The following is a 19,060-nucleotide window of genomic DNA, read 5'->3' on the forward strand; positions in this document are numbered from 1 at the left end:
GCCGGGCGCAGTTCTATTGAGCTTGCGCTCAGTCTTACTTGTTCGAATTGGCTTGTGCTAGAGTAGCGCGCAAATTGACTTACGGAGAGCGTTTCCATGTTCGAGATCATCCAGAGTGGTGGTTGGATGATGGTGCCGATCATTATCTGTTCGGTACTGGCACTGGCAATCAGCGTTGAGCGTTTCTGGACCCTGCGTCCGTCCAAAATTGCACCGGCCGATCTGTTGGCTCAGGTGTGGGGCTGGATGAAGGGCAAACAGTTGAATGCGGAACGCATTAAAGAGCTGCAGGACAGCAGTTCGCTTGGACGTGTTTTGGCGGCGGGTCTGGTGAATTCCCGTCACGGCCGCGACATCATGAAAGAAAGCATCGAGGAAGTGGCGTCTCAGGAAATCCACGAAATGGAACGCTACCTGAACGCATTGGGCACCATTGCTGCCATCGCGCCGCTGCTGGGCTTGTTGGGTACTGTGATCGGCATGATCAAGGTATTCAACGAAATCATGATTCAGGGTACGGGGAATGCTGGCTTGTTTGCTGGTGGTATTTCCGAGGCACTGGTGACCACCGCTGCGGGTTTGATTATTGCGATTCCAGCGCTGGCGTGTCACCGCACTCTGCAACGTCGGGTTGATGAAATTGTCGTGTTTATGGAACAGGAAGCCCTCAAGCTGGTGGACGTTCTGCACGGTGATCGTGAAGTGGTTGATGGTAGCGCTGAGGTTAAAAAGTGAACTTCAAACGCCAGCGGCGAGAGGAGGTCACGGTTAACCTCACGCCATTGATCGACATTGTTTTTTTGCTGCTGATCTTTTTCATGGTTTCTACCACCTTCAAGGAAGAAAGCCATCTGAACATCGATCTGCCGGAGGCCAGTGCTGAGCCTTCCAATGCGCCAGCAGAAGCTATCGAAATTGTGGTTTCGGCCGAGGGAACGTATCAGGTAAATGCCCAGTCGCTGGTGAACCAGCAGCTGGATACCTTGCGTCGTGCGATTCACAAGACCCTGAATGGTCGTGAATCAGCCCCCGTCGTGATTACCGCTGATACCAAAGCACCGCACGGTGCCGTGGTAAAAGCCATGGATGCGGCAGGCCAGCTTGGGCTGGTTAACTTGAGCATCACCACACAGCAGGACCCGGATGAGCGCTAAAAAAGACCGCAAACCTTCCCCGGACGCAAATACCCGCGAACTGTATGGCCGACTACTGAAGTATGTTTGGCCACACAAGGCGGCGTTTTTTGTGTCCATCATCGGCCTGGCGTTGTTTGCTTCGGCCCAGCCGGTATTGGCCCATTTGATGGGCATGGTTGACGATACGCTGAGTAATCCGACCGATGCCAAGGTTTATACCGTTATCTTTTTCCTGATGGGTACTTTCTTCTATCGAGGCATTGGTACCTTTCTTGGTAAGTACTTCATTGCGATTGTTGGACGTAACGTCGTGCACTCACTGCGCGTTGATCTGTTCAATAAAATGAGCAGGCTGCCGAGCAGTTACTACGACTCTGAATCCAGTGGCCGCTTGATTTCCCGCGTCACGTTTGATGTCGACCAGGTCACGGGGGCGTCCACTCGCGCTCTGACTACTGTGGTGCAGGAAGGTCTGACAGTTATTTTCCTGATGGGCTATCTGATTTACCTGGATGCCACGCTAACGCTGGTATTTTTGGTGTTGGTGCCGTTTATCGTTGCCGTGGTGGCCATGGCTAGCCGGTTCTTTCGTCGTTACAGCCGTCGGGTACAAAACTCGGTTGGCAATGTGACTCAGGTTACCAACGATTCCATCAAGGGTTACCGCGACGTTCGCGCTTTTGGTGCGATCGACTACGAACAAAGCCGCTTCGAGAAGGCCAGTGCATACAACAAGAAGCAGGCGCTGAAGTTCGATTTTACCAGTGCGGTGAGCGTGCCTCTGACGCAGCAAATTGTGTCGATTGGCCTGGGTGTGATGGTATTCATCATGTTCCAGCGGGTGGTGTCTGGTTCGATGGGCAGTGCGGATTTCTTCCAGTTCATTACTGCAGCCTCCCTGATTGCCAAGCCGCTACGCTCCTTGAGTGACGTCAATGCGGTTATTCAGCGTGGTATGGCGGCGGCTGAGTCCATTTTTAATGTGATGGACGCCAAGGAAGAAAACGACAACGGCACCAAGGAGCTTGGTCGCGTTGCCGGGCATGTGGAATTCCGTGATGTGTCGCTGGTGTATGGCAACTCCGATGTGCCGTCGGTGGATCGCGTCAGTGTCGATATTCAGCCGGGCACTTCGGTGGCTCTGGTGGGCAAATCAGGCAGTGGCAAGACCAGTCTGGTGAGCATGCTGCCGCGCTTTTACGATGTGACGTCGGGTGAAATTCGTTTCGACGGTGAAAACATCAATGAGCTGACGCTGGAAAACCTGCGCTCTCAAATTGCGCTGGTCAGTCAGCAGGTCACGCTGTTTGATGGCACGGTGAAAGAAAACATTGCCTACGGCGCACTGCGCCATTGCTCTGATGAAGAAATTCGCGCAGCGGCCAAAGCGGCTCATGCCGATGAATTTATTGATCAGCTGGCCCACGGCTACGACACCCAGTTGGGTGACAATGGTGTGTTGTTGTCTGGTGGTCAGCGTCAGCGCATTGCCATCGCTCGGGCGATCCTCAAAAACGCCCCGGTGCTGGTGCTGGATGAGGCAACGTCGGCGTTAGATACCGGTTCGGAGCGCTACATTCAGGCCGCGATGGAAGAGGTGATGAAAGGTCGAACCACCTTCGTGATTGCACACCGTCTGTCCACTATTGAAAGCGTTGATCGTATTCTGGTGATGGACAGTGGTCGTGTGGTAGAGGACGGCACGCACGATGAATTGCTGGCTCGCCAGGGTGTTTACTATCAATTGCACCAAATGCAGTTCAGTGCCGAAGCATCGGGTGATGCCGGATGAGTTTGCTGGACCGTGTTAAATCATCGATAGAGCAGGGTTGGTACAAGTCTGCCTGGCATAACATCTGGCTGTTGCCGTTGCATTGGCTGTTCTGGGTGGTGGTGCTGGTTCGCCAGGTGGTTTATGCCTTGTTCCCACCTAAAGCGGTGAACGCACCTGTGATTGTGGTCGGTAATGTCAGCGTTGGCGGTACGGGTAAAACCCCGTTGATTACCTGGTTGGTCGAGCGCGCCCATGCCCAACGACTGACGGTGGGCATTGTCAGCCGGGGTTACGGCGGCAAGTCAGACAAATATCCACTATGGGTGGGGCAGGATACGCCTATCTCCCAGTGTGGCGATGAACCCTGGTTGCTGCACAACCGGCTTGGCTGCCCTGTTGTGGTTGATCCGGTTCGTCGTCGGGCGGTTGAAGCATTGACCGGTAAGGTCGATATCATTCTCAGTGATGATGGATTGCAGCATTACTCCATGCCTCGTGTTGCTGAGATAGTAGTGGTGGATGCCAAGCGTGGGCTGGGCAATGGCTGGTTGCTGCCGGTTGGCCCGCTGCGTGAGCCTGCTGCCCGTCTGCAAAACGTGGATTGCGTGATTCGTAACGGCGAAGATTTTGTGCTGGAGCCTCAGGGGCTGAAAAATGCCAAAACCCTGAGTGAGATGGAGCCTTCGGCGTTGCAAGGACAGAAAGTGCATGCGGTTGCCGGTATTGGCAATCCAGGCCGGTTTTTCCAAACCCTGCGTGATATGGGGATGGAGCCAATCGAACATGCGTTCGGGGATCATCACCCCTTTGTGGCTGATGACCTGAAATTTGAAGATGAACACCCAATTGTGATGACTGAAAAGGATTGGGTGAAATGTCGGGATCTGGTGGAGGATAATGCCTGGTTTGTGCCGGTTGATCCGGTGTTCAACAAGGCTACCCGCCGTAAACTCGACAAGCTACTGACTACCTGGGGAGAAAAAAGAAATGGATAAGCAATTGCTGGCCATGTTGGTGTGTCCTGTATGCAAGGGCAAACTGAAGTATGAAAAAGAAGCCCAGGAACTGATTTGTACCTTTGATGGCATCGCATTTCCTGTACGCGATGGTGTGCCTGTGATGCTGGAAGGGGAAGCGCGTCGTCTGTCTGCTGAAGAAAAGATCGAGCGTTCTGATAGCGCCAAAGCGGGTGTGGGCGAGTAATGGATCGTCCTGTTCGGGTGCTGTTTGTTTGTCTGGGTAATATCTGTCGGTCGCCCACCGCTCATGGCGTGTTTCTCAAACGCGTTGCGGACGCCGGTCTGGCCGACCAGATTGAAGTCGATTCTTGCGGCACCGGTGGTTGGCACGTTGGTGAAAGGCCGGATCGTCGTGCCACGGCGGCAGCAGCGAGCAGGGGCTATCAGCTGGACTCCTTGCGGGCGCGCCAGCTGACTCTCGAAGACTTTGGTTTTTACGACTACATACTGCCGATGGATCGCAGCAATATGGCTGATATTCATGGGCTAGCGTCCGGATTGTCGGAGTCGGATATCAAACAGGATCAGGTTGTGCGGCTGTTTCTGAGCTTTGCTGCTGATGAGTTTGATGAAGTTGAAGTGCCAGATCCATATTACGGTGGCGATCAGGGCTTTGAGCATGTGCTGGATTTGATTGAGTCTGCGGCAACCGGTTTGCTGGCAGATATTCAGGCGCGGATGTAACCCTGTGCAATCTACTTTTACGTCTTCATCGTTCGATGAATCAGGAATTCAGAGTCTTGGTTTTCAGAGAGACGTTTATCTGACGGCTCAATGCACGCTGAAACTTCCTTCTCGTGCGGCCTATTTCAGCCGCTTCCAATCAATACAGCAGTTAGCTGATTTGCACCGTTGGGCTGAGCGTCAATCGTTGTCATTCTTCGTATTGGGTGGCGGGAGCAATGTGCTGCCGGTGCCTTATATTGAGGGGCTGGTTGTCCAATCGGGAATGACCGCCATTACAGTGCTGGAGCAAGACGCTGATTCGGTGCTTGTTGTGGTGGATGCGGGGGTTGTCTGGCATGACTGGGTGTTGGCCAGTCTTGAATATGGTCATGGGCTCGAAAATCTGGCCTTGATTCCCGGCTCGGTGGGCGCAGCCCCGGTTCAGAACATTGGCGCGTATGGCGTTGAGGTGGCTGAGCTTATTGAATTTGTCGATGTTTATCAGCTTTCCACGGGCACTCAGCGGCGCATGACGGCGGCTGAATGCCAGTTTGGCTATCGGGATTCGGTCTTCAAGCAAGCTCTGCTGGGTGATGCGGTGATCTGCCGGGTGGCGTTTCGGTTAAAAAAGCAGTTTCAGCCGAACATTGAATATGCGCCGTTGAAAGCTCAATTCACTGAGAAGCTGCCGACGCCAAGTGCCTTAATTGATGCCGTGGTGTCTATTCGGCAGTCGAAATTGCCCGATCCGGCGGTGATTGCCAATGTAGGGTCGTTTTTCAAGAATCCTGTGGTTGATCAAGAAGTTTATACCGTTATCTTAAATCGGTTTGAGTCTGTGCCGGGTTACCCCGTTGATGAGCCGGGCAAGATCAAGATGGCAGCTGGCTGGTTGATTGAAAAAGCCGGTTGGAAAGGGCGTGTATCAGGTCATGTCGGCATGCACGACCAGCAGGCCTTGGTGTTGGTTGCCCAACAGGGTGCCACTTTGGATGAAGTGTTGGATGTCAGTGATCAGATCATCGCTGATGTGCAGACGATGTTCGGTGTGACGCTGGAGCGTGAGCCGCAATTGTTTGGCTCGTCAAGCTAACGTTTGCCGCTGAATCAAAAAAGCCCCGATCGTTTTGCGACCGGGGCTTTTTCTTTGCTGCTGTTCTGGCGCTGTTTCGGCGTATCCGAAGTGAGCGTTAGTGGCTCAGATCAAACTGGCTCAGTTGCAAACCATCAGACTCGGTCCAACGAATTTGCCAGCCCTGGCTTTCAGACCAGTCGCCCAATACCCAGCGCTGACGTTGCTGGCCGTCCAATTCCCATTCGTGAACCTTGGGGCGGTGGGTGTGGCCATGAATCATGATCCGGGTGTCGGATTGACTCAATGCATCGTCCACTGCGCTTTGGGTAACATCCATGATGTCATCGGCTTTCATCTGGCCGCTGGCCTTGCTTTGGTCACGGGCCTGTTTGGCAAATTCAATTCGCTCGGGAATCGTTTTTGACAAAAAGTCCGCTTGCCAGGCCGGATTACGCAGCATCAGGCGTACTTTCTGGTACTCGACATCGTCAAGGCAGAGGTGGTCGCCGTGCAGCAATAGCACTTGCTGGTCGCCCAACTGAATGACTGTGTTTTCGTCAATCAGTGTGGCGCCTGTGCGCTGGCAGAAGGCATTACCAATCAGAAAGTCGCGATTGCCATGCATGATGAACAGCTCGCAGCCACTGTCGGACAGGGCTTTCAGGCCCTGTTCGACGGCGTCGTTCAATGGAGTGGATACATCATCGCCGATCCAGGCCTCAAAGAAATCGCCCAGAATGTACAGTCGCTCTGCATCGTTCAGGGATTTCAGATAGTTCAGAAAACCGGCTGTCATGGCCGGTTGCTGAAGATTCAGGTGCAGATCAGAAATGAAGTAAACAGCCATGATTAAACGATTTCCGCTTTCTCGATGATCACGTCTTCGGCAGGAACGTCCTGGTGGCCCATTTTGGACGTGGTCTTAACGGCTTTGATGCGGTTAACCACATCCATGCCTTCAACCACTTCACCGAATACGCAGTAACCCCATCCTTGCATGTTCTTGGCAGTGTGGTTCAGGAAGTCGTTGTCAGACACGTTGATGAAGAACTGGGAGCTGGCAGAGTGTGGGTCCATGGTGCGAGCCATGGCGATGGTACCCGCTTTGTTGGCCAGACCGTTGTCGGCTTCGTTTTCGATTGGTGCTTTGCCTTCCGGCTTTTCGCCCATGTCTGGAGTGAAACCGCCACCCTGGATCATGAAGCCGTCGATAACGCGGTGAAAAATCAGGCCGTCATAAAAACCATCTTTGACGTAGCTTTCGAAGTTGGCGGCTGTGTTAGGCGCTTTCTCGTGGTTCAGTTCAATCTTGATGTCGCCGAAGTTGGTTTTTAACAGAATCATACTGGTTATATCCGGTGCAGGGCATTGGCCAAAACCAATGCGAGTTGTGGAATTCGTTCAATAATCAGGTAACGCTATTACCTGCGGGCGGGTATAATAGCGCCTTTTTTACGGGCTTACAGCGCCATTGGCTGCATCCAGTCATCCGTTCGTATGTGAGCCTGTCCGGATACATGTTGTTAGGGTGTTTATGACCGACGTTCCAGCACGTGGTAACAATTTTGTTGCCAAAATCATCGAAGAAGATCTGGCTTCTGGCAAAGTTGAGCGGGTAGTGACCCGATTCCCGCCAGAGCCGAATGGCTACCTGCATGTTGGCCATGCCAAATCCATTTGTCTGAACTTCGGCGTGGCCGAGCAGTTCGGCGGTGGCTGCAACCTGCGTTTCGATGACACCAATCCGGAAAAAGAAAGCCAGGAATACATCAACGCCATCAAGGAAGACGTGCAGTGGCTGGGTTTCCAGTGGCAGGGCGATATTCGCTTTGCATCGGATTATTTCGACCAGTTGCATCAGTGGGCTGTTGAACTGATCAAGGCCGGCAAGGCTTATGTGTGTGATCTGAGCCCGGAAGATGCCCGTACCTATCGTGGCACTCTGACCGAGCCTGGCAAAAACAGCCCGTTCCGTGATCGTTCCGTTGATGAGAACCTGGAGCTGTTTGAAAAAATGCGTCTGGGCGAATTTGACGAAGGCGCTTGTGTTCTGCGAGCCAAAATCGACATGGCGTCCAGCAACATGAACCTGCGTGACCCGATCATTTATCGTATTCGTAAGGTTCATCATCACCAGACGGGTGACAAGTGGTGCATCTATCCGACTTACGACTTCACCCACGGTCAGTCAGATGCCATCGAGGGCGTGACTCACTCTGTGTGTACGCTGGAGTTTGAAGACCACCGTCCGCTGTACGAGTGGTTTATTGAAAGCCTGCCAGTGCCTGCACAGCCAAAACAGTACGAGTTTGGCCGTTTGAATTTGGATTATACAGTTACCTCCAAGCGTAAGCTGAAAGCCCTGGTGGATGACGAAGTGGTTACCGGCTGGAACGATCCGCGTATGCCTACCATTTCCGGTATGCGTCGTCGTGGTTTTACCCCGCGTTCCGTGCGCAACTTCTGCGAAATGATCGGTGTGACCCGCAGCGACGGTATGGTTGATGTGGCCATGCTGGAGCACGCTGTGCGCGATGACCTGAACAAGAACGCGCCGCGCGCCATGTGTGTGATCAACCCGCTGAAAGTGGTTATCGAGAATCTGCCAGAAGATCACCTGGAGCAGCTGACCGCGCCTTATCATCCGGAGCTGGATTTGGGTACGCGCGAGATGCCGTTCACGCGTGAAATCCTGATCGATGCTGGTGACTTCAAGGAAGAGTACAGCAAGAAATTCAAGAAAAAGCTGACGCCGGGTAACCGTATTCGCTTGCGTCAGGGCTACGTGTTGGAAGCTCTGGATTACGACAAGAACGACGCTGGCGAAGTCACGCTGGTTCGCGCCAAACTGATTGAGAATACTCTGGGCGTTGATCCGGAAGACGGCATCAAGCCAAAAGGTGTGGTGCACTGGGTGTCGGCTTCTCACGCAGTTGAAGCAGAGCTGCGCTTGTATCAGCGCCTGTTTAACAACCCGACGCCAGACAAGGGTGATGCTGACTACAAAGAGCACATCAATCCGGAATCTCTGGTGATTGCCAAGGGCTGGGTAGAGCCTGCTCTGGCGAACGTTACTCCGGAAAGTAATTTCCAGTTCGAGCGTGAAGGCTACTACGTGGCTGACCGTTTCGATCACACTTCCGAGCAGCCGGTGTTCAACCTGACCATTGGTTTGCGTGAAGATAAAGCACTTCAAAAGGCATAAGTAAGTCCATGACTTTAAAGATTTTTAATACGCTGTCCCGACAGAAAGAAGAGTTCAAACCCCTGGTTGCTGGCAAAGTAGGTATGTACGTTTGCGGCATGACGGTTTACGACTTCTGTCACCTGGGCCATGCGCGAGTCATGGTGGCCTTTGACGTCATTGCCCGCTATCTGCGTCACCGTGGCTACGATGTGAATTACATTCGTAACATCACGGATATCGATGACAAGATCATCAAGCGCGCCAACGAAAATGGCGAAGCGTTTGATGTGCTGACTGAGCGTTTCATTACTGAAATGCACAAGGACTCCGAATTGCTGGGCATTGAAGCCCCTGATGCCGAGCCGCGTGCTACAGCTCACATTGGCGACATCATTGCGCTGGTTGAAAGCCTGATTGAAAAAGGCTTTGCCTACGCGGCGGATAACGGTGATGTGTATTACTCGGTTCGCAAGTTTGAAGGCTATGGTCAGCTGTCTGGCAAGATTCTGGATGAGCTGGAAGCGGGTGCTCGTGTTGATGTTGAACAGCACAAGCAAGATCCGCTGGATTTTGTGCTTTGGAAAGCAGCCAAGCCGGAAGAGCCGCATTGGGACTCCCCTTGGGGTATTGGCCGCCCGGGCTGGCACATTGAATGCTCCGCTATGTCCAAGTGCTGCCTGGGTGATACTTTCGATATTCATGGCGGCGGCCCGGACCTGAAGTTCCCGCACCATGAAAACGAAATTGCCCAGTCAGAAGCGGCTAACGGCTGTAAGTTTGTAAACACCTGGATGCACGCCGGTGCCGTTCGCGTTGATGGCGAGAAGATGTCCAAGTCATTGGGTAACTTCTTCACTATTCGTGAAATTCTGGACAAATATCCGGCCGAGGTTGTGCGTTTCTTGTTGTTGTCTTCCCAGTATCGCAGCGCGATTAACTACAGCGAAGACAGCCTGAAAGAAGCTCAGGTTCGCCTGGAGCGCTTCTACAATGCACTCGACGGCGTGGAAGTGGGCGAAGTGGCTGATCTGGATAACGAGTTTTCAACTCGTTTCCATGAAGCGATGGACGACGACTTCAACACTCCTGAAGCCATCGCGGCGCTGTTCGAGCTGGCTCGCGAAACCAATAAGGCGAGTGGTGATGAGCAAGCGGCTTTGGCTGGTCAGCTGCGTTATTTGGGTGGCGTGCTGGGTTGTCTGCAATCTGATCCGAAAGCTTTTTTCCAGGCAGGTGCAGGTGACGAAGCTGAATGGATTGAAGAAATGATCCAGAAGCGTGCTGATGCCAAGAAGGCCAAGGATTTCGCGACGGCGGACGCTGTTCGTGATGAACTGGCTGCCAAGGGCATTACCCTGAAAGACGGTCCGGAAGGAACCACCTGGATCAAGCAGTAAGCAGGCTTTGCCTCTTCTCTTCCATAAAACAAAAAACCGGCTTCGTGCCGGTTTTTTGTATTTTTGGTGTGTCAAAAGCCAGTATCGGAGAGGGGTTTTGAGTCTGTGGGTTTGTGAGTGATTTGTGGTGTTTGGCTCGCAAGCACTAAAAATCAAACCCCGAGGTCTTCCTCGTCAATACTGATGCCTGCCTCACGTAGTTCTACCGCCAGGGTGTTCACGTCGTTGGCGAGCTTTGGCAGTACGTCGTTTTCAATATGGTCGAGTTGCTCGGTCATTAGCTTGCCCGCATGGCTTGCCCCATACACCCGGGCTACTCCCAGCTCAATCAGGGCATCGGTCTCCGCATAGAAATCCTGAACCTCGGTTAGAAAGTAGCTTGGCGTTTCCAGTGTGGCGGGGGAGTTTTCCATGGCTCGCCAAACGAACTGCCGCAAAGTCGGCGTGTGTTGTTTGAGCTGGGACTTTGGAATCGCGCGGCTGAAATACTCCTTGTTGTAGCTGCGCAGCATGGTGACATTGGACGACACTTCCTGATACAGCGAGCGGCGTAAGTAATAGTTGGATTGCTTGCTGGTGATGTCATCAAAGGCGATGGCTTGTTCAAGACCGGCTTGGGCGGCCAGATAAACGCCGATAATAGTGGCTGCGATCATCAGCATTTGGCTGATCCAAAAACCGGAAGTTTTCAGGTCGGAGTGATCTGCGTTGGCGACCTTGTCCTTTAAAACGCTGGTTGCTTTGGAGCTGCTGACAGGAGTGGTAGGCATTGGGTGCGTCCTTACTGCTAAAAGACGCAGAATATCCCAGCTGTGCCGCTGCATTGCTGATATTTATCGCTTTGTAAGGATTTCCTGGGTCAGGGAATGCAGTTTTGTGATCAGGGCCGCGTTTTGGTGGATTTTAGCCATAAAAAAAACCGGCAGTCGCCGGTTTTTTATTTGTTACCTATAGATAGTGCAAGGCTGGCTTAGCTGTGCAGTTTCTCGCAGGCAAACAGGGTGTTTTCCAGCAGCTTGGCGCGGGTCATTGGGCCAACACCGCCCGGGACTGGAGTAATGAAAGAAGCTTTCTCAGCCGCAACATCAAAATCGATATCACCCACCAGCTTGCCGTCATCGGTGCGGTTGATACCCACATCAACAACGACAGTGCCTTCTTCAATCCACTCGCTGTTTACGATGCCAGGCTTGCCTACCGCAACAACCAGAATTTCAGCCTGACGTACGTGGTATTCCAGATCGGCAGTGAAACGGTGGCAAGTGGTTACCGTGGCGCCAGCCAGCATCAGTTCCAATGTCATAGGGCGGCCAACAATGTTGGATGCACCAACAACAACGGCACGCTTGCCTTTGGCGTCAATGTTGTAGGTATTCAGCAAATCCATAACGCCGTAAGGGGTGCAAGGGCGCAGCAGCGGGATGCGCTGAGCCAGACGGCCCATGTTGAATGGGTGGAAGCCGTCAACGTCTTTGTCTGGGGCGATGCGTTCCAGAATCTCGTCGGCTTTCAGACCTTCTGGTAGTGGCAGCTGCACCAGAATGCCGTCGACGGTGTCGTCCTGGTTCAGTGTATCAATAAGCTCAATCAATTCTTGCTGGCTGGTTGTGGCTGGCAGGTCGTAGGCTTTGCTGATGATGCCTACTTGCTCGCAGTCGCGGCGCTTATGAGAAACGTATACCTGTGACGCCGGGTCTTCACCTACCAGAACAACGGCCAGGCCAGGTGCACGCTGTCCGGCTTCAACACGCTCGGAAACGCGTTGGCGAATAGTGGTGCGAATGGATTCGGCCTTGGCCTTGCCGTCAATCAGTTGTGCTGTCATTCGAATAACTCGTGGGGAGGAATAAAAAGATGCGCGGATTTTCTCATGTTGGCGCTGGAAAACAAAGCGAGCCTATAAATAAGGTATAGAAAGCAGAAGGAAAGGGTGAGGCTCATGGATGGGTGGGCCGATGGTAGATAAATGACGGGCGGATGAATAAATGAAGGCTGACTAAAGCAGGATGTTGGTCTTTTGGGTGTTGGTTGCGCAAAACCCTACTGCTGAGTGACTGGTTTAATAGATAATTGCACAGTGTTTGCACAGGCTGATTGTTAATTGTTCTGAAAAACCAAAAATGCGCCAAAGTGATGATTTTTTTAAAGTTTTTTGAAACTTATGGTTGACGGCCTTGGGAGGTCTATATAATATGCGCGGCACTTGAGGGGCAGTCAGCAACGACAGCAAATCAAGTCTGCAAAACAGCGGGGTATAGCGCAGTCTGGTAGCGCGCCTGGTTTGGGACCAGGATGTCGGGAGTTCGAATCTCTCTACCCCGACCACTTTTCTTTAAAGACAAGTGGCCCGTGCGCCCGTAGCTCAACTGGATAGAGCATCGGCCTTCTAAGCCGAGGGTTGCAGGTTCAAGCCCTGCCGGGCGTGCCATTCAGGCATCCTGCAGTGCACAATGTGGTGACCGTAGCTCAGTTGGTAGAGTCCAGGATTGTGATTCCTGTTGTCGCGGGTTCGATCCCCGTCGGTCACCCCACTTCTTTATGTTAAGTTCCTGTTCGGTAAATCTGTCCTCTTGCAGAATATGGTGACCGTAGCTCAGTTGGTAGAGTCCAGGATTGTGATTCCTGTTGTCGCGGGTTCGATCCCCGTCGGTCACCCCACTTCTTTCTAGCTCCTCTGTTTCCTTTCCCATTTTTATTTTTTCTCCTGCTTTCGTTTCGCCTCAATAACCGCTTCATTTCGTCCTTTTATTCGTTTACAGGCTTGCGCTATACTCCGCGGCTTTGTTATTTGACGGCGGTTATCCGCCGGTGACTGTACTAACACGTTATCTGAGAGGCATCTATGCAAGTGTCCATCGAGACAACCACTGGTCTTCAGCGTTGCATGACTATTGGCATTCCAGCAGCAGAAGTAGAAGAGAAAGTAACTGCGGAACTGAAGCAGCTGGCAAAAGGCCGTCGTATCGATGGTTTCCGTCCTGGCAAAGTACCACCTGCTGTTATCAAGCGTATGTTCGGCAAGCAGGCTCGTTACGAAGCTCTGAACCAGCAAATGCAGCAATCTTTCTTCAAAGCTGTACAGGATCAGGAAGTTAAGCTGGCGGGTATGCCTAGCTTTGAGCCGACTGTTGACGAAGAAGGCAAGGATTTCGAATTCAAGGCGACTTTTGAAGTTTACCCGGAAGTTTCCCTGAAAGATTTCTCCGAACTGACCATCGAACAGAAAACTGCTTCTGTTTCCGATGAAGACCTGGAGAAAATGGTTGACACCCTGCGCAAGCAGAACACCGTTTGGAACGAAGTTGACGCTGCCGCTGAATCTGGCGATCGCGTAACCATCGATTTCGAAGGTTTCATCGACGGTGAAGCGTTTGAAGGTGGCAAGGCTGAAGGTCACTCTCTGGAACTGGGCTCCGGCTCCATGATCCCGGGCTTTGAAGATGCCATCGTTGGTTTCGCCAAAGGCGATGAGAAGACCATCGACGTAACCTTCCCTGAGGATTACCACAAGGAAGAACTGAAGGCCAAGCCAGCCCAGTTCAAGATTGCTGTTCACAAAGTAGAAAAAGGTGAACTGCCAGAAATGAACGAAGGCTTCTTCAGCAGCTTTGGTGTTGAATCTAAAACTGAAGAAGAATTCCGCGCTGAAATCCGTACCAACATGGAACGCGAACTGACTCGCGCTCTGCGTACTCTGACCAAGAACACTGTTATCCAGCAGCTGACCGAAGCCAACGAAGTTGACGTTCCGGCTGCTCTGGTTGACCAGGAAATCGATCGTCTGCGTCAGCAAGCGGTTCAGCAGTTCGGTGGTCAGATGGACGCTTCCCAGCTGCCAGCTGAAATCTTCAAAGGCCAGGCTGAAAGCCGCGTTAAAGTAGGTCTGCTGCTGAACGCTGCAATCGAAGCTGAAGACATGAAACCTTCTGAAGAAAAGGTTGCCGAACTGATTGAAGAGATCGCTCAGACTTACCAGGAGCCAGAGCAAGTGCGTGAATTCTACGCCAGCAACGCTCAGCAGAAGTCTCAGATCGAATCTCTGGCGCTGGAAGATCAGCTGATTGAGAAGATTCTGGCAGCGGCCACTGTTGAAGTAGCTGACACCAGCTACGAAGAAGTGATTCGCGCAGCAAATTCCAATCAGATGTAACAAAGATTGGTTTTGGGGACTGACAACGTCGTCCCCAGTGACTAAACTCAAAAACAGCCGCCCTAATTGCGGCTGTTTTTGTTAGAGAGTCATGTGTATTTGAAACGGGAGCAGGAATTATGAGTGGGATTTTTACTCAGGGCGCAGGTGACATTCAGGACGCTCTGGTCCCTATGGTTGTTGAGCAGTCAGCTCGCGGCGAACGGTCGTACGACATTTATTCCCGCTTGTTGAAGGAACGCGTTATCTTTTTGGTTGGCCCTGTTGAAGATCACATGGCAAACCTGGTAGTGGCTCAGTTGTTGTTCCTTGAGTCTGAAAACCCAGACAAGGATATTCATCTGTACATCAACTCTCCGGGTGGTTCTGTTAGTGCTGGTATGTCCATTTATGACACCATGCAGTTTATCAAGCCCGATGTGAGTACCATGGTGATTGGCCAGGCGTGCAGCATGGGTGCCTTCCTGCTGGCAGCGGGTGCTGAAGGCAAGCGTTACAGCGTGCCTAACTCTCGTGTGATGATCCACCAGCCAAGCGGTGGTGCGCAGGGGCAGGCGACTGACATTCAGATTCATGCCAAAAATATCCAGCACACCAAGGATCGCCTGAATGCCATTCTGGCGCATCACACTGGCAAGGATGTGGAGCAGGTTGCTGCTGATACCGAACGAGATAATTTCATGACCGCTGATGAGGCGATGGCCTACGGTCTGGTGGATAAGGTTCTTTCCCGTCGCGGGGAGTGAAATTTGTCCCATGTGTAACGCTCTGCCCTTGAATCGGCAGGGCGTAGCACCTATATATGAAAGCTAAGATCAAGAATGAGGCAGTCGAATGACCGACGAGACTAAAGGCAAAGGCGAAGACGGCGGTAAGCTGCTCTACTGCTCTTTTTGCGGTAAGAGTCAGCATGAAGTGCGCAAGCTGATTGCCGGGCCTTCGGTGTTTATTTGTGATGAGTGCGTTGATCTGTGCAACGACATTATTCGCGAAGAAGTACAGGAAGCTGAAAACAAAGGTGGCTCGGATCAGCTGCCAACACCGAAAGAAATTCGCCAGACTCTGGACGAATACGTAATCGGTCAGGACAAGGCAAAGATTGTTCTGTCTGTTGCGGTGTACAACCACTACAAGCGTCTGCGCTTTGGTGAGGGTAAAGGTAATGATGTTGAACTCTCCAAGAGTAACATCCTGCTGATTGGCCCAACCGGTAGCGGTAAGACCCTGCTGGCAGAAACTCTGGCTCGACTGCTGAACGTTCCTTTCACCATTGCAGATGCAACGACGCTGACCGAAGCGGGTTATGTGGGTGAAGACGTTGAAAACATCATCCAGAAGTTGCTGCAAAAATGTGATTACGACGTCGAACGTGCTCAGCGTGGCATTGTTTACGTCGATGAAATCGACAAGATTTCCCGTAAGTCTGACAACCCGTCCATCACTCGTGATGTGTCCGGCGAGGGCGTACAGCAAGCACTGTTGAAACTGGTAGAGGGTACGGTTGCGTCGGTTCCGCCTCAGGGTGGCCGTAAACATCCACAGCAGGAGTTCCTGCAGGTCGATACCAGTAACATCCTGTTTATTTGTGGCGGTGCATTTGCGGGTCTGGATCAGATCATTCGTGATCGTTCCGAGAAGAGCTCTATTGGCTTCTCTGCCACGGTAAAAGGCAAGAACGAAGAGAAATCCGTTGGTCAGGCGCTGCGTGAAGTGGAGCCAAACGACCTGGTGAAATTCGGATTGATCCCTGAGTTCATTGGTCGTTTGCCAGTGGTTGCTACTCTGGATGAGCTGGACAATGAAGCACTGATTCGCATCTTGACTGAACCTAAAAACTCTCTGGTGCGTCAGTTCCAGAAGCTGTTTGAAATGGAAGATGTTGAACTGGAAATTCGTGAGTCGGCGCTTGAGGCCATTGCCAATTTGGCGATGGAGCGCAAGACCGGTGCTCGTGGCCTGCGGTCTATTCTGGAAAACGCCTTGTTGGAAACAATGTATAAGGTGCCTTCCGAAGATCACATTGCCAAGGTCGTGATCGAGGATTCAGTGATTCGCGGAACTGCTGAACCTATCATGATCTACGAAGGGGCGGACGTTCAGAAAGCCTCATCTGAAAACGACTGAACAACAGGTCGTTCCAGCATAAAAAGGAGCCAATGGCTCCTTTTTCTTTATGCGCCCCTTGTATTTCTCAATATTAGCCCCCACTCTGACTTTATACGTTAGAGCCGAGAAAGTTATCTGATGAATCAAGAAGTTTTACCATTACTGCCGTTGCGCGATGTTGTTGTTTTCCCTGCAATGGTGATCCCGCTTTTTGTCGGCCGTGAGAAGTCTATCAATGCGCTGGAAGAGGCGATGGCCGGCGACAAGCGTATTATGCTGGTAGCTCAAAAAGACGCGTCGGTTGATGAGCCGGGCGCTGAAGAGCTGCACTCCATTGGTACCATCGCGACCATCCTGCAATTGCTGCGTCTCCCGGACGGTACTGTCAAAGTGCTGGTTGAAGGTGAAGAGCGCGCCATTCTCGATCGTCTGATCGACGAAAATGATTTGTTCCGCGGTCAGGTTCAACAAGCAGGCATTCGCGAAATTGGTGAGCGTGAAGACGAAGTCTTGACCCGCTCTTTGACCGGCCACTTCGAGCAATACGTTCAGCTTTCCAAAAAAGTGCCAAGCGAAGTGCTGTCGACCATCTCTGGTGTTGAAACCATTGGCCGTTTGAGCGACACCATCGCTGCCCACATCTCCCTGAAGCTCGAGGAAAAGCAGGAAGTTCTGGAAATGTTCGACCCGAAAGATCGGGTGGAGCACTTGATGGAGCTGATGGAATCCGAAATCGATTTGCTGAAGGTCGAGAAGCGTATTCGCGGCCGCGTTAAAAAGCAGATGGAAAAGAGCCAGCGTGAGTACTACCTGAATGAGCAAATGAAAGCTATTCAGAAAGAGCTTGGCGATCTTGAAGACGGCGGCAACGAATTTGATGAGCTGGCCGACAAGATTGAGTCCGTTGGTCTGACCAAGGAAGCCCAGGAAAAAGCCGAAAGCGAGCTGCGTAAACTACGCATGATGTCGCCGATGTCTGCTGAAGCCTCCGTTGTTCGTGGTTACCTGGACTGGTTGCTGAACCTGCCTTGGAAAAAACGCTCCCGTTTGAATCACGACCTGACTCGTGCTCAGGAAATTCTCGATGCCGATCACTACGGTCTTGAAGAAGTGAAAGAACGCATCCTTGAATACCTGGCGGTTCAAAACCGGGTTAAGAAGGTCAAAGGTGCAGTGCTGTGTCTGGTAGGGCCTCCAGGTGTGGGTAAAACCTCACTGGGTAAGTCCATTGCTCGTGCCACCAATCGTCAGTTTGTTCGCATGGCCTTGGGTGGTGTGCGTGACGAATCCGAAATCCGTGGTCACCGTCGTACCTACATTGGCTCCATGCCGGGCAAACTGGTTCAACGCATGACCAAAGTCGGTGTTCGCAACCCGCTGTTCTTGTTGGATGAAATCGACAAGATGGGAATGGATCATCGTGGTGATCCGGCATCTGCCTTGCTGGAAGTGCTGGACCCAGAGCAGAACTCAACGTTCGCGGATCACTATCTGGAAGTGGATTACGATCTGTCCGATATCATGTTCGTGTGTACCTCCAACAGTATGAATATTCCGGGTCCTCTGCTGGATCGTATGGAAGTTATTCGTATCCCGGGTTACACCGAAGATGAAAAGGTAAACATTGCTCAGCGTTACCTGTTGCCAAAACAGGTGAAGCAGAACGGCCTGAAAGACAATGAGCTGAATCTGCCAGAAGAACAGCTGCGCAACATTATCCGTCACTACACCCGCGAAGCCGGTGTTCGTGGCCTGGAGCGCGAAATCGCCAAGGTGTGCCGCCGAGTGGTGAAAGCCAACATGCTCGACAAAACCACGTCTGAGCGAGTAATCGACGATGCACTGCTGGAAGAGTATCTGGGTGTTTCCAAGTTCCGCTACGGCCTGGCTGGTGTAACCAACGAAGTGGGGCAGGTAACTGGCCTGGCGTGGACCAGCGTGGGTGGTGAGCTGCTGGATCTGGAAGCCACTGCAACGCCGGGTAAGGGCCGCATCATCAAAACCGGATCTCTGGGTGATGTGATGCAGGAATCCATCCAGGCGGCGCTGACTGTGGTTCGTAGCCGCGCTGCTGGCATGGGTATCAGTACTGAGTTCTTTGAAAAGAACGACCTGCACGTACACGTACCTGAGGGTGCCACACCAAAAGACGGCCCGAGTGCGGGTATTGGTATGGCTACGGCACTGGTGTCTGTGATTACCGGCATTCCGGTGAAATCCGAAGTCGCCATGACTGGTGAAATCACTTTGCGAGGCAAAGTGCTTGCCATCGGTGGCCTGAAAGAAAAATTATTGGCTGCACACCGTGGTGGTATCAAGACTGTCATTATTCCGAAGGAAAATGAGAAGGATCTGCGTGATATTCCTGACAACATCAAGCAGGATCTCGTGGTGATTGCGGTTGATTGGATTGATGAAGTTCTGGATCTGGCGCTGGAAAGCAAGCCGGAAGCCGTGTCCGAACAAATCATGGGTGCTGACGAGTCTGCGACCGCCAAGGATGAGCCAAGTCGTCCAAAGACGCACTGAGGCTGCTTGACGGTGTAAAAC

General features: G+C 52.2%; 17 protein-coding genes and 4 tRNA genes. 17 read left to right on the forward strand and 4 right to left on the reverse strand.

The annotated features are described in order from the left end of the window. Positions 1-96: 96 nt before the first annotated feature. From G516_RS0109685 to murB, 7 genes are read left to right on the forward strand one after another with little or no spacing between them, the layout of a single operon-like run. On the forward strand, positions 97-735 hold the full coding sequence (locus G516_RS0109685; RefSeq protein WP_028293486.1) for a MotA/TolQ/ExbB proton channel family protein: 639 nt from the start codon (positions 97-99) through the stop codon (positions 733-735). Continuing rightward, entirely contained in the window at positions 732-1,154 is a 423-nt protein-coding gene (locus tag G516_RS0109690; RefSeq protein ID WP_028293487.1) for an ExbD/TolR family protein, read from the forward strand. The genes G516_RS0109685 and G516_RS0109690 overlap by 4 nt, the downstream gene beginning before the upstream one ends. Beyond that, entirely contained in the window at positions 1,144-2,928 is a 1,785-nt protein-coding gene (msbA, locus tag G516_RS0109695; RefSeq protein WP_028293488.1) for a lipid A export permease/ATP-binding protein MsbA, read from the forward strand. The genes G516_RS0109690 and msbA overlap by 11 nt, the downstream gene beginning before the upstream one ends. Continuing rightward, positions 2,925-3,905 carry a tetraacyldisaccharide 4'-kinase gene (gene lpxK, locus G516_RS0109700; RefSeq protein WP_036535670.1) on the forward strand — a complete coding sequence of 327 codons (981 nt, stop codon included), beginning with the start codon at positions 2,925-2,927 and terminating at the stop codon, positions 3,903-3,905. The genes msbA and lpxK overlap by 4 nt, the downstream gene beginning before the upstream one ends. Next, positions 3,898-4,113, forward strand: a complete 216-nt coding sequence (locus tag G516_RS0109705; RefSeq protein WP_028293490.1) for a Trm112 family protein — start codon at positions 3,898-3,900, stop codon at positions 4,111-4,113. The genes lpxK and G516_RS0109705 overlap by 8 nt, the downstream gene beginning before the upstream one ends. Continuing rightward, positions 4,113-4,613, forward strand: coding sequence for a low molecular weight protein-tyrosine-phosphatase (locus G516_RS0109710; RefSeq protein ID WP_028293491.1), 501 nt, complete (start codon positions 4,113-4,115; stop codon positions 4,611-4,613). Before G516_RS0109705 ends, G516_RS0109710 begins: the two co-directional genes overlap by 1 nt. Before the next feature lie 4 nt (positions 4,614-4,617). Further along, positions 4,618-5,688: a UDP-N-acetylmuramate dehydrogenase gene (gene murB / locus G516_RS0109715; protein ID WP_169449519.1), complete on the forward strand. Its 1,071-nt coding sequence runs from the start codon at positions 4,618-4,620 to the stop codon at positions 5,686-5,688. A gap of 97 nt (positions 5,689-5,785) precedes the next feature. Here murB and G516_RS0109720 read toward each other — a convergent pair whose 3' ends face one another. Beyond that, the gene (locus G516_RS0109720) at positions 5,786-6,517 is read right to left on the reverse strand and encodes a UDP-2,3-diacylglucosamine diphosphatase (RefSeq protein ID WP_028293493.1); all 732 of its coding nucleotides are present in this window, start codon (positions 6,515-6,517) and stop codon (positions 5,786-5,788) included. Positions 6,518-6,519: 2 nt separating this feature from the next. After that, a complete protein-coding gene (locus G516_RS0109725; protein ID WP_028293494.1) occupies positions 6,520-7,014 on the reverse strand; it encodes a peptidylprolyl isomerase in 495 nt (164 codons plus the stop codon). A 190-nt stretch (positions 7,015-7,204) separates the two neighbouring features. Between G516_RS0109725 and G516_RS0109730 the strand changes: the two genes are divergently transcribed. Together G516_RS0109730 and cysS are read left to right on the forward strand one after the other, a co-directional pair. After that, positions 7,205-8,875, forward strand: a complete 1,671-nt coding sequence (locus G516_RS0109730) for a glutamine--tRNA ligase/YqeY domain fusion protein (protein WP_028293495.1) — start codon at positions 7,205-7,207, stop codon at positions 8,873-8,875. Between the two features lie 8 nt (positions 8,876-8,883). Further along, a complete protein-coding gene (gene cysS, locus G516_RS0109735) occupies positions 8,884-10,254 on the forward strand; it encodes a cysteine--tRNA ligase (protein WP_028293496.1) in 1,371 nt (456 codons plus the stop codon). A 152-nt stretch (positions 10,255-10,406) separates the two neighbouring features. On the opposite strand, the gene G516_RS0109740 is transcribed toward cysS, so the two are convergent. Next, positions 10,407-11,024: a hypothetical protein gene (locus G516_RS0109740; RefSeq protein ID WP_028293497.1), complete on the reverse strand. Its 618-nt coding sequence runs from the start codon at positions 11,022-11,024 to the stop codon at positions 10,407-10,409. Between the two features lie 200 nt (positions 11,025-11,224). Beyond that, entirely contained in the window at positions 11,225-12,079 is an 855-nt protein-coding gene (gene folD / locus G516_RS0109745) for a bifunctional methylenetetrahydrofolate dehydrogenase/methenyltetrahydrofolate cyclohydrolase FolD (protein WP_028293498.1), read from the reverse strand. 423 nt (positions 12,080-12,502) lie between these two features. On the opposite strand from folD, the gene G516_RS0109750 reads away from it, so the two are divergent. The 8 genes from G516_RS0109750 (at position 12,503) to lon (ending at position 19,039) form a co-directional block, all read left to right on the forward strand. Continuing rightward, a tRNA-Pro gene (locus G516_RS0109750) sits at positions 12,503-12,579 on the forward strand. A 26-nt stretch (positions 12,580-12,605) separates the two neighbouring features. Then, positions 12,606-12,682, forward strand: a tRNA-Arg gene (locus tag G516_RS0109755). Positions 12,683-12,709: 27 nt separating this feature from the next. Next, positions 12,710-12,785: transfer RNA gene (locus tag G516_RS0109760), tRNA-His, on the forward strand. A gap of 51 nt (positions 12,786-12,836) precedes the next feature. Beyond that, positions 12,837-12,912 (forward strand) — tRNA-His (locus G516_RS0109765). A gap of 184 nt (positions 12,913-13,096) precedes the next feature. Further along, positions 13,097-14,404 carry a trigger factor gene (tig, locus tag G516_RS0109770; RefSeq protein WP_028293499.1) on the forward strand — a complete coding sequence of 436 codons (1,308 nt, stop codon included), beginning with the start codon at positions 13,097-13,099 and terminating at the stop codon, positions 14,402-14,404. A 119-nt stretch (positions 14,405-14,523) separates the two neighbouring features. Further along, on the forward strand, positions 14,524-15,150 hold the full coding sequence (clpP, locus tag G516_RS0109775; protein WP_028293500.1) for an ATP-dependent Clp endopeptidase proteolytic subunit ClpP: 627 nt from the start codon (positions 14,524-14,526) through the stop codon (positions 15,148-15,150). A gap of 88 nt (positions 15,151-15,238) precedes the next feature. Then, the gene (gene clpX / locus G516_RS0109780) at positions 15,239-16,528 is read left to right on the forward strand and encodes an ATP-dependent Clp protease ATP-binding subunit ClpX (RefSeq protein ID WP_028293501.1); all 1,290 of its coding nucleotides are present in this window, start codon (positions 15,239-15,241) and stop codon (positions 16,526-16,528) included. A 120-nt stretch (positions 16,529-16,648) separates the two neighbouring features. Next, positions 16,649-19,039: an endopeptidase La gene (lon, locus tag G516_RS0109785; RefSeq protein WP_028293502.1), complete on the forward strand. Its 2,391-nt coding sequence runs from the start codon at positions 16,649-16,651 to the stop codon at positions 19,037-19,039. The last annotated feature ends 21 nt before the right edge of the window (positions 19,040-19,060 follow it).

The sequence above is a fragment of the Oceanobacter kriegii DSM 6294 genome (genome assembly GCF_000422845.1).
GTDB lineage: Bacteria > Pseudomonadota > Gammaproteobacteria > Pseudomonadales > Oceanobacteraceae > Oceanobacter > Oceanobacter kriegii.